The organism is Paractinoplanes lichenicola (genome assembly GCF_016785085.1).
GTDB lineage: Bacteria > Actinomycetota > Actinomycetes > Mycobacteriales > Micromonosporaceae > Actinoplanes > Actinoplanes lichenicola.
In genome coordinates, this window is record NZ_JAENHO010000022.1 from 40,905 (window position 1) to 54,437 (window position 13,533).

Below are 13,533 nucleotides of genomic sequence, written 5' to 3' on the forward strand. Positions count from 1 at the left end.
AGTGGCCTGAGTCGGTAATCCCTACCGCCCTCCTGTCGGCCGCCGGACGCGAAATCTGAGCAGATCAGCCCTTCAGCGCGGCCCCCACGACGGCGCGCGCCTCCTCCTGGATGCGGGCCAGCTGGTCGGGCCCGTGGAAGGACTCGGCGTAGATCTTGTAGACGTCCTCGGTGCCGGACGGGCGGGCGGCGAACCAGCCCGACTCGGTGGCCACCTTGAGCCCGCCGATCGCCGCGCCGTTGCCGGGGGCGGTGGTGAGCACGGCGGTGATCGGCTCGCCCGCGAGCTCCTTGGCGGTGACCTGCTCGGGCGAGAGACGGCCCAGGATCGCCTTCTCCTCCCGGGTGGCGGGGGCGTCGATCCGCGCGTACGCGGGCTCGCCGAACTTGGCCGTCAGGTCGCGGTAGTGCTCGCTGGGCGTGCGCCCGGTGACGGCCAGGATCTCGGAGGCGAGCAGGTCGAGCAGGATGCCGTCCTTGTCGGTGCTCCACGGGCCGCCGTCACGGCGCAGGAACGAGCCGCCCGCGCTCTCCTCGCCGCCGAAGCCGATCGAGCCGTCGAGCAGGCCCGGCACGAACCACTTGAACCCCACCGGCACCTCGTCGAGGCGGCGGCCCAGGTCGGCGGCGACCCGGTCGATCATCGATGAGGAGACCAGGGTCTTGCCGATGGCGGCCCCCGCGGGCCAGTCGGTGCGGTTGGCGAACAGATATTGGATGGCCACGGCCAGGTAGTGGTTGGGGTTCATCAGGCCGGCGTCGGGGGTGACGATGCCGTGCCGGTCGGCGTCCGCGTCGTTGCCGGTGGCCAGCTGGAAGCGGTCCTTCTGCTCGATCAGCGAGGCCATCGCGTACGGCGACGAGCAGTCCATCCGGATCTTGCCGTCCCAGTCGAGCGTCATGAAGCCGAAGGTCGGGTCGACGTTCGGGTTGACCACCGTGAGGTCGAGACCGTGGCGCTCGGCGATCGCGCCCCAGTAGGCGACGCTGGCCCCGCCCAGCGGGTCGGCCCCCACGCGCAGCCCGGCCGACCGGATGGCGTCGAGGTTGATCACGGCGGGCAGATCCGACACGTACGCGTCGAGGAAGTCGTACCCGGAGACCGACTCGGACTGCCGGGCGCGGGCCGCGGGGATCCGGCGGACGCCCTCGAGCCCGGCCGCGATCAGCTCGTTGGCCCTGTCCTGGATCCACTTGGTGGCGTCGGTGTCGGCCGGGCCGCCGTTCGGCGGGTTGTATTTGAAGCCCCCGTCGGCCGGCGGGTTGTGCGACGGGGTCACCACCACGCCGTCGGCCAGGCCGCTGGAGCGTTCCCGGTTGTACGTCAGGATCGCGTGCGACACGGCCGGGGTCGGGGTGTAGCCGTCGCGGCTGTCGATCAGCGTGGTGACGTCGTTGGCCGCGAACACCTCGAGCGCCGTGATCATCGCCGGCTCGCTCAGCGCGTGCGTGTCGCGGCCCAGGAAGAGCGGGCCGTCGGTGCCCTGCGCGCGGCGATACTCGACGATCGCCTGGCTGGTGGCGGCGATGTGGTCGGAGTTGAAGGCGCTCTTGAGGCTGGAGCCGCGGTGGCCGGACGTGCCGAAGGCGACCCGCTCGCCGACGACCTGAGGGTCGGGGTGCTCGGTGTAGTAGCGCGAGATCACCCGGGGCACGTCGATCAGATCGCGCGGCTCGGCGGGTTTTCCGGCGCGGGGGTTGACGGACATGGGGTGGCCTCCCTGGGAGCGTGGAGCGTGGATCTGCCTAGGAGCGTATAGATATCCCATGCCCTCGACAGCCGCTCGGTAAGCGGTTGTCCAGCCGGTGAAACCTTTCCGTCCCGGCATCTCGGCTTCCGGGTGACTTTCGGTCACCGATTGGGCAGAAGGTATCGCAGCCCAATCTTCAGACCGGAGGTCGTCGTGCATGTGTCCGTGGTGGGGAACGCGGACGACTCGGTAGTCGTCACAATTCGCGGCAATCTTGACATCGACAACGGCACCACCCTGACCACGACGCTCGACCAGGTGCTCGACAGACCGGCGCCGCGGGTCGTCGTCGACCTCTCCGGCATCGAATTCTGCGACTCGACCGGCCTGAGCGCGCTGATCGTGGGCCATAACCGGGCGGCCGAGGGCGGGGGCTGGCTGCGGCTGGCCGCCCCCAGCGAGTTTCTGGGCCGGCTGCTCGACACGGTCGGCCTGACGCCGCGGCTCGCGGTCTATCAGACAGTGGGTGACGCGCTGGTCGGGCGGGACGCCGACTAATCTCGCGGGGTGCTGATCCTGCTGCCGCCGTCCGAGGGCAAGACGCCCGCCGCCTCCGGTGACCCGGTCGACCCGGCCTCGTTGTGGTTGCCCGCGCTGACGACGGCCCGCAAGCGGGTGCTGTCGCGCCTGGTGGCGATGAGCAAGCGGACCAGCGCCCGCGCGACGGCCGAGTCGCTGGCCGTGCTCGGCCTCTCCCCCGGCCAGGCCGACGAGGTCACCCGCAACGCGTCGCTGTATTCGGCCGCCGCCGCTCCCGCCGCCTCGGTCTACACCGGCGTGCTGTACGAGGCCCTGGACGCGCACTCGCTGGCGCCGGCCGCCCGCGCCTGGCTGGATGCGCGAGCGGTGGTGTTCTCGGGCCTGTGGGGCGTGGTGCGGCTCGACGACCGGATCCCGGCCTATCGGCTGTCGGTCGGGGTGACCTTGCCGGTGCTGGGCGGGATGACCTCGTACTGGAAGAAGGCTCTGCCCAAGGCCCTCGATCGCGAGGCGGCCGGGCGGCCCGTGCTCGACCTGCGCTCGGGAGCCTACGGCGCGATGTGGACGCCGCCCGCGGCCTCGTCGGCCACCGTCCGGGTGCTGCACGAGCGGGTGGTCGGCGGCGTGGCCAAGCGCTCGGTGGTCAGCCACTTCAACAAGGCGACCAAAGGCCGGCTCGTACGCTCCCTGGCCGAGACCGCCGCCGCGCCGACCTCGGTGGACGAGATCGTCACAGCGTTGCGCGACCTGAAATACACCGTCGAGGAGCAGCCCGCGCCCGCGGGCCGCCCTCGTCAGCTGGACATCGTGGTGGCCGACCTCTGACCTACTGCGCCGCGAGGATGTCGACTACGAAGCGCAGGTCGCCCTGCTCGTCGCCGTACGCCATGGCGGCGGGGACGTCGATCTGGATGCGGCTGCCGACCTTTTGGCCGGGGATGCCCTTGTCCCAGCCCTGGATCACGCGGCCGGTGCCGATCGGGGTGCTGAACGGCTCGCCGCGCTTCCACGACGAGTCGATGACCTCGCCCTTGGTGTAGCTGATGAGCACGTAGTTCGCCGTGACCGTCTGGCCCGCCTTGACCGCGGGGCCGCGCCCGGCCACCAGCGGGGTCACCTTGAGCTCGGTCAGCTTGCCGGTGCCGGGCTTGACGACCGGCTCCTTCGACAGCTCGGGCGGGGTGCTGACCGGCGCGGGCGCACCCGGGGCGGGCTCCGTGGGCGCGGCCTCGGTCGGCACGGCCTCGGGCGCGGCTTCGGCGGAGGCCGGGGCGGCGGCGGGCTGGGCCGCGGGCTCGTCGGAGCCGCCGCGGACGGTGACGAAGACGGTCACCAGGACGGCGATGACGGCCACCCCGGCAACGGCGCCGGCGACGGCCTGCGTGCGGCGCTTCGCCGTGTCGCCGGTGATGGGGCGGGCGGTCTCGGTGCTCATATGTCTTCGACTCTCCTGTATCGGCGTGGGCCGGAAACTTCGGACACGGTACCCGTCGCGGTGACGAACCCCACGGCAAACCTCGGCCGAACCGCTGAGGCGGATGATCGCCCGTACGGATGGTTACTGATTTCGCTCTACTGCGTCACGCATCGAAGTGCCATTGTTTAGCACTCACGCACCTTAGTTCGCTCTGTGAACCACCGGTAACGCACTTGCAGGAGGGTCGGTTGCCGTCGACCGCGGATGGTCGCCGCCGAGGCCGGACCAGCCACCGCGCCGATGCCCCGGGACGGCGGAAGAACGCCGGGCACGAGTGGAACGAATACCTCTCGTCCGCCGCCGTGATCCTCGCGGGCGTCCTCGTCGTCATCGGGTTCGGCTTCGTCGCCGCCCGCGCCCTGAACGGCCCCGACAAGGCCCCGCCGCTGGACCCGCCCGCCCCCGCGCTCGGCGACGTGCGGCTGCCCACCCCACCGAGCCAGGGCCTGATCCCGCTCGGCAGCCCCACGCCGACCCCGCCCAAGACGACCCCGCCGCCGGCCACCCGCGCCCCCTCACGCGACCAGCTCCGGATCGCGCAGGGGCCCGTACCGGCAAAGGTTGATCTGTCGGCCGAGGGCGAGAGCGACTGGGTGCACTGGGGGCTCGACGGGACGTTCTCGCTCGAACGCGACAAGGGTGGCGACTTCCGGATCCTCGAGGGCGCCCCGACCGCGCCCCGCTTCCGGCATTCGCTGAGCCAGCAGACGTTCACGTGGAGCGGCGGCGACCCGGTGGCCAGCACGACCGGCACCCGTACGGGCATCCGCACCTGCGGCCAGGGCAACGGGTTCACGCTCACCGCGCCCGCCGGCACCACCCCGCGGATCCTCAAGCTCTACGTCGGGTCGGTCTCCGCGCGCGGAAAGCTGACCGCCCGGCTGAGTACCGGCGACTCGACCGGCTCTACCGTTCTCGACAACCGTGGTGGCACGCTGCGTACCGCCGTGGTGACCGTGGCCTACCAGGCGCCGAGATCCGGCCAGCTGCGGCTCACGTGGAGCACCGACAGTGCGTACGGGAAGGGTTGCGCAGGGGTAACCCTGGAAGCGGCGACGCTTTCGTGAAGTGGTCTCATAAACACGCCAGCCGGGACCCGGCGGTAGTGAGGAACGATCAGAGGGGTTGACGTGTTCGCGGGCTGGGGATCGTGGGTCGCCCGCTTCCGGTGGCCGGTGCTGTCCGTCGCGCTCGTCGCGGTGATCAGCGCGGGCGTCTGGGGGCTCGGTGTTTTCGGCCAGCTCACCGAGGGCGGATATCAGGACCCGAACAGCGAGTCGTCGCAGGCTGCCGAGGCGGTCGAGAAGGCGTTCGGCGCGCAGGGCGGCGACCTGGTCGTTCTCTACACGCCCGACAAGGTCAAGATCGACGACGTCGAGCTGGGCAAGAAGATCCGGACGAGGCTGGCGTTGCTGCCCAAGTCGGCGGTCACCGGCACCACCTCGTACTGGCAGACGAAGTCCTCGCAGTTCGCGGCGAAGGACAAGACCAGCGGCATCGCGATCGTCACGCTGGCCGGCGCGGACGACGGCGCCAAGCTCGAGGCGTTCCGCGAGATCGACGACAAGTTCGCCGTCGAGGGCACAAAGGTGCAGCTCTCCGGCGGGGTCGTGCTCTCCGACGCCACCTCCACCCGCTCCACGCAAGACCTGGCCCGCGCCGAGATCATCTCGCTGCCGGTCGTGCTGATCCTGCTGCTGTTCCTGTTCGGCTCGCTCGTGGCGGCCTCGCTGCCCGTGCTCGTCGGCGGCGCCGCGGTGCTCGGCTCGCTCGGGGTCCTGCACGCGGTAGCCAACGTGCACGAGGTCAACTCATTCGCGGTCAACGTGGCCAGCCTGCTCGGCCTGGGCATGGCCATCGACTACGGCCTGTTCATGGTCGGCCGCTTCCGCGAGGAACAAGCCGCGGGCCGCGCACCGGCCGAGGCCGTGAGCCGCACGGTCGCGACGGCCGGGCGCACGGTCGTCTTCTCGGCGTCACTGCTGATGATCGCGCTCGCCGGTCTGCTGCTGTTCCCGCAAGGGTTCCTCAAATCCCTCGCGTACGGGGGTCTGGCCGCGGTCGGTCTGGCCGCGGTGCTCTCGCTGACCCTGCTGCCGGCGATGCTCGCGCTGCTCGGCCCGCGCGTCGACAAACTGCCGATCCGGCTGCCCGGCCGGTTCTCCGGCAAGCCGGTCCGCTCCGAGGAATCGTTCTGGGGCCGGCTGGCCGCGGCCGTGCTGCGCCGCCCCGTGCTCTTCGTGCTGCCGATCCTGGCCGGGCTGCTGATCCTGGCGGCGCCGATCGCCGGTGTCCGTTTCGGCGAGGCCGACGAGCGTACGCTGCCCGCCGGTGACCCGGCCCGCGTGGCGATCGAGACCCTCAAGGCCGGCTATCCGCAGTTCACCGGCGACGACGTGCCGATCGTGCTGCGCGGCCAGGCCGACACCTCGGCGTTCGCCGTCACGCTGCGCCAGATCGACGGCATCGCCCAGCTCGGCCCCGCCCAGCGCGCCGGCGACATCACCGTCTTCACCGCGACCCTGAAGTCGACCGACCCGTTCAGCGTCGAGGCCCGTCAGGTCGTCGACGACATCCGCTCGCTGCCCGTGCCCAACGGCGCCGAACTGCTGGTCGGCGGCACCACGGCCCGCAACGTGGACAGCCTGTCGGCCACCGCGGCCAAGCTGCCGTGGATGGTCGGCATGCTGGTCGGGGCCACCCTGATCCTGATGTTCCTGGCCTTCGGCTCGATCCTGCTGCCGATCAAGGCCGTGGTGATGAGCGCGCTCAGCCTCAGCGCCACCTTCGGCGTCCTGGTCTGGATCTTCCAGGACGGCCACGGCGCGGGCTTCCTCGGCGTGACCCCGGCCCCGCTGGAAGCCGGCATCGTCGTGCTGATGGCGGCCGTGGTGTTCGGTCTGTCCACCGACTACGAGGTGTTCCTGCTCTCGCGCATGGTGGAAGCCCGCGCCCACGGCGCCTCGACGCCCGAGGCGGTGACGGTCGGCCTGGCCCGCACCGGCCGAGTCATCAGCGCGGCGGCGCTCCTGCTGATCGTGGTGACCGGGGCGTTCGCCCTGTCGTCGGTGACCACGATGCGGTTCGTGGGCGTCGGCATGATCGTGGCCCTGTTCCTGGACGCCACCGTGGTGCGGATGCTGCTGGTGCCGGCCGTGATGGGGCTGCTGGGCAACGCCGTGTGGTGGGCCCCGGGGCCGTTGAAGCGGCTGCAGGAGCGGGCCGGGCTGGCCGAGCACGCGGGGGAGCAGCCGGCGCTGCCGTCGGGGCGGCATGCGGTTGGTGAGGTTACTGCCGTTCTGGCTCTGCCGCCGGGGCCGTCAGCAGCCAAGAAGAAGGCCGAGTGGGACCGGGAAGCGGCGGGGGTGTTGCTGCTGCCGCCTGGGATGGCGCAGGCGTTGTCGTCGCGTGAGGCCGCCACGCAGGTCATCCCGCGGGTCGAGGACGACGTCGTCGACGCCGAAATCATCGAGGACGATCCGGCCGATTCTGATGCCGCCGCCGCGGACTCCACTCCCACGCCTGCCTCCGCAGGTGACTCCGTCGCGGCCTCCGCCGACGCTGCGGACTCCACTTCCACGCCTGCCTCCGCGGGTGACTCCGTCGCTGCCTCCGCCGACGCTGCGGACTCCACTTCCACGCCTGCCGCCGCCTCAGTCAGCGACAACACCCCCGCGGGTGACTCCGCCGACGCTGCGGACTCCACATCCACGCCTGCCGCCGCCTCAGTCAGCGACAACACCCCCGCGGGTGACTCCGCCGATGCCACGGACCCCACTTTCACCCCTGCTGGCGACGGCCCCACTGCCTCAGCCGGAGACAACACCTCCGACTCGGCCCCCGCGAGCGACTCTGCCTCTGACTTCGTCGCCGCATCCTCCGAGGCCGCCGTCTCTAGCTCCTCCACCTCCGCCCCCAACCCCGCGTCCGCCTCCGCCTCTGCCACCGGCGCCCCCACTGCCACCGCCGCGCCCTCTTCCAATCTCGACCCCAAATCCGAAATTACGGAAAAGTCGGAGTTGGGCGAGGCTTCGGTCTCGGCGCCGGCTGTCGCGGCAACGCCTGTGATCGGCACGGCCACCGATCGGGACCAGCCGGGTGACACTCCGGCCGCCGATCCGAAGCCAGCTGCCGCGATCACGAATAATGAGCCGTTCGCCGCCGTCCCGGATGACGAGCCGTTCGCCGCCGTCCCGGATGACGAGCCGATCGCCGCCATCGCGGACGATGAGCCGGTCGCCGCCGTCCCGGACGATGAGCCGATCGGCGCCGTCCCGCATGACGAGCCGATCGCCGCCGTTCCGGACGACATGCCAGGTGCCGCCACCTCGGATGACACGCCAGTTGCCGCCGCTCCGGACGACGAGCCGGTCGCCGCCATCCCGGACGCCGAGCCGATTGCCGCCGTTCCTGATGGCGGGCCGGTTGCTGCGTTCGGGGAGGACGAGGCGGTCGCCGCGGTCTCGGACGATGCGCCGGCTGCTGCCGTGCCTGACGATCGGCTGGTCGACGCCGCGTCCTACCCGGCTTACGAGGAACCGGTCGCTGCTGACGAGGCCGAGGTCGTCGACGCCGAGCTGGTCGAGCCCGATCCGCCGCTGGCTGCGGCCTCGCTCAACCTGCCGGTGCCCTTCTATCCCGAGCCCGGGGTCTACCGGTCGGAGTCGGTGAGCAAATACACCGACTACTCCGCTCCGGACGACTTCTTCTTCGGGCCCTCGGCGGCGGGGACGTTCGCGAGCTCGTTGGAGCTTCCGGCCGAACCGCCGGTGCCCTACTTCGGTGACCGGCCCGATTTCGAGCCCGCCGCCAGCGTCTCGCTGCCCGAGCTCGACCTGACCCGCAGCTTCGACGCGCCCGACCTGGACGCCACCGCGATCTTCGAGGCGCCCAACCGCGAGGCCGTACGGGCCTTCGAGTCCCCGGATCCGGAGACTTCCGGCGTCATCGTCACCCCGGAGTCCGACCCGGTCTCCCGGCCCGAGCCGGCCGAGGAGCCGGTGTCCGCGGGGGACGACGCCGATCCGGCCGTCACCCGCAGCTTCGACGCCCCCGATCTCGACGCCACCCGCCGGCTCACGTTGCCCGGCCTCGAGTCGACCCGCCGGATGGCCGCGCCTGACATCGCGCGCGCCCGCCGCCTCGAGTCGTCGGCCCCGCCCGCCGAGCCGAAGACGCCGTCGAAGCCGTCCACGCCGATCATTCCGGGCACGCCCACCGCGCCGCCGGTGCCGGTCGCCTCGGCCGAGCCGGTAGCCGACCCGAGAGCCGAATCGGTGGCCGAGCCGGCAGCCAGCCCGGGCGCCGAATCGGTTGCCAAGCCGGTGGCCGAACCGCTGCCGAAGCGTCCGGTGCGGCCCGCCGAGCCGCCGTCGTCGTCGCTGATCGAGCCGCCCACCAGCGGCAGCGGCACGGCCAGCCGCCTCTCCGACCTCTTCCCGGCCCGGCGCACGTCCGAGCCCACCCCACCCCCGGTGCAGCGCCGCCCGACGATCTTCGACGAGCCCGCGCCGGTGCCCGAGGATCCGGGCCCGGCCCCGTACGACGGGCCTCTCCCCCGCCGCACCGCCCAGCCCGCGCCGCAGCGCCGAGCCGGCGACCCGCTCCCGAAGCGCCGCCCGGCCGAGTCCCTGCCGAAGCGACCGGTGACGGAACCCGCGGCGACGCGACCGGCCACCGAGCCCGCAGCGAACACGCGGCCAGTGACCGAGCCCGCAGCGAACACGCGACCGGTGACCGAGCCCGCAGCGAACACGCGACCGGTGACCGAGCCCGCAGCGAGCACGCCGCCGGTGCGGGAGCCGCTGCCCAGGCGTCAGGTCGGCGAGCAGCCCCTCCCCGTACGGAAGCAGGCCGAGCCGCCCGTGCCGCAGGCGCCCGCTGTTCCCGCGCAGCGACGCCCGGCCGACCTGGGTGACCACCTGCGCACGACGCGGCCGGCCGACCTCGGCGACCACCTGCGCGAAACCCGCCCCGCCGACCTGGCCCAATACACCCGGCGGCCCACGACGGAACGCAAGCGCCCCGAGAGCCTGGCCGAGCACAAGCCCGCTCGCCGGCCCGCGACGCTGGCCGACCAGGTGACGTCGCCGCGCCGCAAGCCGGAGGGTGACGAGCCCGCCGAGTAGGTCCGTCAGCGGAAGACGAGGCCGCCGCCGACCTCGAGCACCTGGCCGGTGATGGCGCCGGAGCCGTCCGAGACCAGCAGGCGTACGGCGGCCACCACGTCCTCGGGCACGAGCGCCCGGGGCAGGGCCTGCGTGGCCACCAGCGGCGCGTGGGCCTGCTCGTCGCGGCCCGCGGCCAGTTCGACCTCGCCCTCGGTGCGGATCGCGCCCGGCGACAGGGCGTTCACGGTGATGCCGGACGGGCCGAGCGCGCGGGCCAGCGAACGGGTGAGCCCGATCAGGGCGGCCTTGCTCGACACGTACGCGGGACCGGACGGGCCACCCAGGCGCACGGTCGGCGAGACGACGTTGACGATGCGGCCCCAGCCCCGTTCGGCCATGCCCACGCTGAGCGCCTGGGCCAGCAGCATCGGCGCGGTGACGTTGACCGCGAACGTCTGCTGCCACTCGGCCAGCGGGAGCTTCGCGAAGTCCACGTTGGAGGCTTTGGCCGCGTTGTTGACGAGCACGTCGATCGGGCCGGCCCGTTCGGCCAGGTCGCGGACGGCTCCCGGGTCGGCCAGGTCGGCGTCGAGCAGGGTGGCCTGGGCGCCGAGGTCGCGGCAGAGCCGGGCGACGCCCTCGGCCTCGTCGGCGGCGGCCAGGTGATGCAGCACGAGCTTGTGCCCGGGACGGGCCAGCCCGACGGCGATGGCCGCGCCGATGCCCCGCCGCGCCCCGGTGACCAGAATCCGCTGCCCCATGCCGGTCACCATAAGCTGTCGATCGACAAAATGGGACGTGGCCGAGCGGCCCGCTGGCGCTGGGTCGCTCGGCCACGCCGGTCCGGGGTGCTAGACGCGGGCAAGTTCGAGCTCGACCGTCTCGGGCACCGGGCGGGTCGAGAGCCAGCATCCGGCGGCGACCAGCGCGAATCCGGCGAACGTGCTGATCCCGAAGCTCTCGTTGAGCAGCGCGACCCCGAGCAGGACCGCGACAACCGGGTTCACGTACGTCACCAGACCGGCCCGGGTCGAGCCGACCTCGCCGATCAGCTGGTAGAAGGCCAGCAGGGCCAGCGCGGTGCACAGCAGGCCGAGCGCCGCCAGGGACGTCCAGGCCTCAAGCCGTACGGGGTGGGAAGGAAGTGAGAAGGCGGCGAACGGCGCGAGCGCAAGCGCGGTGATGCCGGTCGTGGCCCCGACCAGGGACTCCGCGGGCACGTCGGACAGGCGGCGCTGCACGATCATGGTGGCGACGGCGTAGCTGAGCGCCGCGACCAGCACCATCCCCGCGCCCAGCAGGCCCAGCCGGTCGCCGGAGAGGTCGAGCCCGACCAGCAGCGCCACGCCGCCGAAACCGAGCACGAGGCCGGCCACCCGGATCGGGGTGAGCCGCTCGGTGCGGGCCATGAGCAGGGCGATCGCGACCGGCTCGACCGCGATGAGCAGGCCGGTCAGCGAGGAGCTGATGTGCGTTTCCCCGTACGTGATGAGCAGGAACGGGCCGAGGATGTGCACCACGGCCAGCACCGTCACCCAGCCCATGCGGCCGCGCAGCTTGGCCAGCGAGCCGCGGGCGGCGGCGATCGGCAGCAGCACGAGCGCGGCGATCGCGACACGGCCGAACACGACCAGCATCGGCGACAGGTCCTCGAGGGCGACCTTGATCAGGAAGTAGGGGATGCCCCAGAGCACCGAGACGGTGAGGAAAAGAAGCCAGGCGCGACGATTCACACCCACGACCTTGCCCCCGTACCGTAGTAAGCGGTAGTAGTTACTTGCTGAGGTCGTCGTTAGGTGAGCTTATGATCGACGTACGTCGTGTGGCAGTGCTGCGGGAGGTCGCCCGGCTCGGCAGCTTCAACCAGGCCGCCGTGTCGCTCATGCTGACCCCGTCGGCGGTGTCGCAGCAGATCAGCGCGCTCGAACGCGAATTGGGCGGCACGGCCGTCGTGCAACGCAGCACGCGCGGGGTGACCTTGACGGCGGCGGGCCGCGTGCTGGTCGACGCGGGCGACGCCATCGCGGCCGAGTTGTCCCAGGCCGAGCGCGAGATCGCCCGTTTGGGAACGCCCGACAGCCTCACGGTGGCCACGTTCACGAGCGGCGGCCAACGCCTGCTGCCCCCGGCGCTGACCCGTTTTGCCCTCGACCGCCCCGGCGTCGAGCTGACGGTCCTCGAGAACGAGCCCGCCGACGCCCTGCCCCTGGTGCGCTCGGGCGCGGCCGACCTCGCGCTCGTCTACCATTTCGACGACCTTCCCCCCGTACGCCCCGGTGACCGCTCCGGCCTGACCTGGACACCCCTGCTCGACGACCCCATGTGGATCGTGCTCCCCGCCGCCCACCCCCTGGCCGGCCGCGAATCCCTCACGATCGCCGAACTGGCAGGCGAACGCTGGGTCCACGGCTGCCTCGAAATAGTCGACATGCTCGACCACTACGCGGCCCTGGCCGGCTACGAGATCCGAACCGCATGCCGGGGCACGGACTACGTCTTCGCCCAGTCCCTGGTGCGCGCCGAGGTCGGCATCAGCATGATCCCCCAGGTGGCATTGACGGCCGCCCAGGGCGGGCTGGCCACGGTGCCACTGGCCCCACCTTGCCCGTGCCGCTACATCGGCATCGTCACACCCCAACGCCGCCGCCCCAACCCACTGACCGACGCCCTGGTCCAGTCATTGCGGGAGACTGTCGCCGCCTTGCCTGTCCCCGCCTGACAACGCCGCGCCCCTTCTGGTCAACCGCCGCGGGCGGGCTTCATCACCGCCTTGCGCCGCTCCTGCCGTTCCGCCGGGCTCGCTGCCCTTCTGCCGCCGTTGACCACCTCCGCAGCCTCGCCCGCCACCGTCAGCTCTTGCGCCCTCGCCACCAGCCGACCCCCTCCGTTCCGCCCACACCGCACACCACCGTCGGCCTCGCTATTTCCACCACCGTCGACTCAGCTGCATGGCCGCCATATCGGTTGCCACCCCGCCCCCTGCCCCTGTCGTAGGCGACAGGCGCCCTCCTCCACGCTCACCAACCACGGTCTAACTCCCCCTACGCCGCCTACCGCCACCTGCCGAGAACATCAGCCCGTCCGACCCACTACCGCCGGCCGCGACCCCGCCTTCCGGTCACCTGCCACGAGCCCACCGCCCCCGGCCCTTCCGCTAAGACCTTCACCCCGCAGCGCCGCCCGCCACCGGGACTTAGCCCTTTATGCCGCACTCCCCGCGCCCTTACCTGCTTCCCACCGTCAGCTTTTTCGCCCTCCACCGTCGCCCTCAGCCCGCGCCCTCACTTCTCACCCCTTGACCTCACCTCTCGCGCTCAGCCCTCCCCTCGCCCCTCGCCCTCAGCCCGCGCCCTCACCCTGACGTCCGCCCTCGGTCCGCACGCCTCGCCCTAACGTCGGCCCTCAGCCAGCTCCGCTCACTCTGTCCGTCAGCACGCACCCCGTCCCTCGCCCTCAGCTCGCTGTGCTCACCTTTCGCCCTTCGCCGTCAGCCCTCACCGCTCCCTCTCGCCCGCAGTGCCCCCCGCCCCACGGCTCAGCCCGCACCCTCGCCCGAAGGTCCGCCCTCAGTCCGTACCCCCTCCCTCTCCCCCGCAGCGCACACCCCGCCACTCGCTCTCTTTTTCGCCTTCGCCCTCACCCCTCCTCGACCTCACCCCCTCGCTTTCCGCCTCACCCTTTGTTCTCCCTCACCCCTCACCGCTCCCTCTCGCCCG

At 72.0% G+C, this 13,533-nt stretch carries 9 protein-coding genes; 5 read left to right on the forward strand and 4 right to left on the reverse strand.

Annotated elements, in window-relative coordinates; genetic code table 11:
* Nucleotides 1–64: 64 nt before the first annotated feature.
* The gene (pgm, locus tag JKJ07_RS46585; RefSeq protein ID WP_203078220.1) at nt 65–1,708 is read right to left on the reverse strand and encodes a phosphoglucomutase (alpha-D-glucose-1,6-bisphosphate-dependent); all 1,644 of its coding nucleotides are present in this window, start codon (nt 1,706–1,708) and stop codon (nt 65–67) included.
* Nucleotides 1,709–1,903: 195 nt separating this feature from the next.
* On the opposite strand from pgm, the gene JKJ07_RS46590 reads away from it, so the two are divergent.
* Nucleotides 1,904–2,248, forward strand: coding sequence for an STAS domain-containing protein (locus JKJ07_RS46590; protein WP_203078221.1), 345 nt, complete (start codon nt 1,904–1,906; stop codon nt 2,246–2,248).
* Nucleotides 2,249–2,257: 9 nt separating this feature from the next.
* Nucleotides 2,258–3,055, forward strand: coding sequence for a peroxide stress protein YaaA (gene yaaA / locus JKJ07_RS46595; RefSeq protein ID WP_203078222.1), 798 nt, complete (start codon nt 2,258–2,260; stop codon nt 3,053–3,055).
* Between the two features lies 1 nt (nt 3,056).
* On the opposite strand, the gene JKJ07_RS46600 is transcribed toward yaaA, so the two are convergent.
* Nucleotides 3,057–3,665, reverse strand: a complete 609-nt coding sequence (locus tag JKJ07_RS46600; protein WP_203078223.1) for an FKBP-type peptidyl-prolyl cis-trans isomerase — start codon at nt 3,663–3,665, stop codon at nt 3,057–3,059.
* A gap of 230 nt (nt 3,666–3,895) precedes the next feature.
* Between JKJ07_RS46600 and JKJ07_RS46605 the strand changes: the two genes are divergently transcribed.
* Both JKJ07_RS46605 and JKJ07_RS51440 read left to right on the forward strand, forming a co-directional pair.
* Complete coding sequence (locus JKJ07_RS46605; protein WP_236031357.1) at nt 3,896–4,774, forward strand: hypothetical protein; 879 nt, start codon at nt 3,896–3,898, stop codon at nt 4,772–4,774.
* Nucleotides 4,775–4,837: 63 nt separating this feature from the next.
* On the forward strand, nt 4,838–9,835 hold the full coding sequence (locus tag JKJ07_RS51440) for an MMPL family transporter (protein WP_307834807.1): 4,998 nt from the start codon (nt 4,838–4,840) through the stop codon (nt 9,833–9,835).
* A 5-nt stretch (nt 9,836–9,840) separates the two neighbouring features.
* On the opposite strand, the gene JKJ07_RS46615 is transcribed toward JKJ07_RS51440, so the two are convergent.
* Entirely contained in the window at nt 9,841–10,578 is a 738-nt protein-coding gene (locus JKJ07_RS46615) for an SDR family NAD(P)-dependent oxidoreductase (protein ID WP_203078224.1), read from the reverse strand.
* A gap of 90 nt (nt 10,579–10,668) precedes the next feature.
* Complete coding sequence (locus JKJ07_RS52125) at nt 10,669–11,550, reverse strand: DMT family transporter (protein WP_203078225.1); 882 nt, start codon at nt 11,548–11,550, stop codon at nt 10,669–10,671.
* 71 nt (nt 11,551–11,621) lie between these two features.
* On the opposite strand from JKJ07_RS52125, the gene JKJ07_RS46625 reads away from it, so the two are divergent.
* Nucleotides 11,622–12,536: a LysR family transcriptional regulator gene (locus JKJ07_RS46625; RefSeq protein WP_203078226.1), complete on the forward strand. Its 915-nt coding sequence runs from the start codon at nt 11,622–11,624 to the stop codon at nt 12,534–12,536.
* Nucleotides 12,537–13,533: the final 997 nt, after the last annotated feature.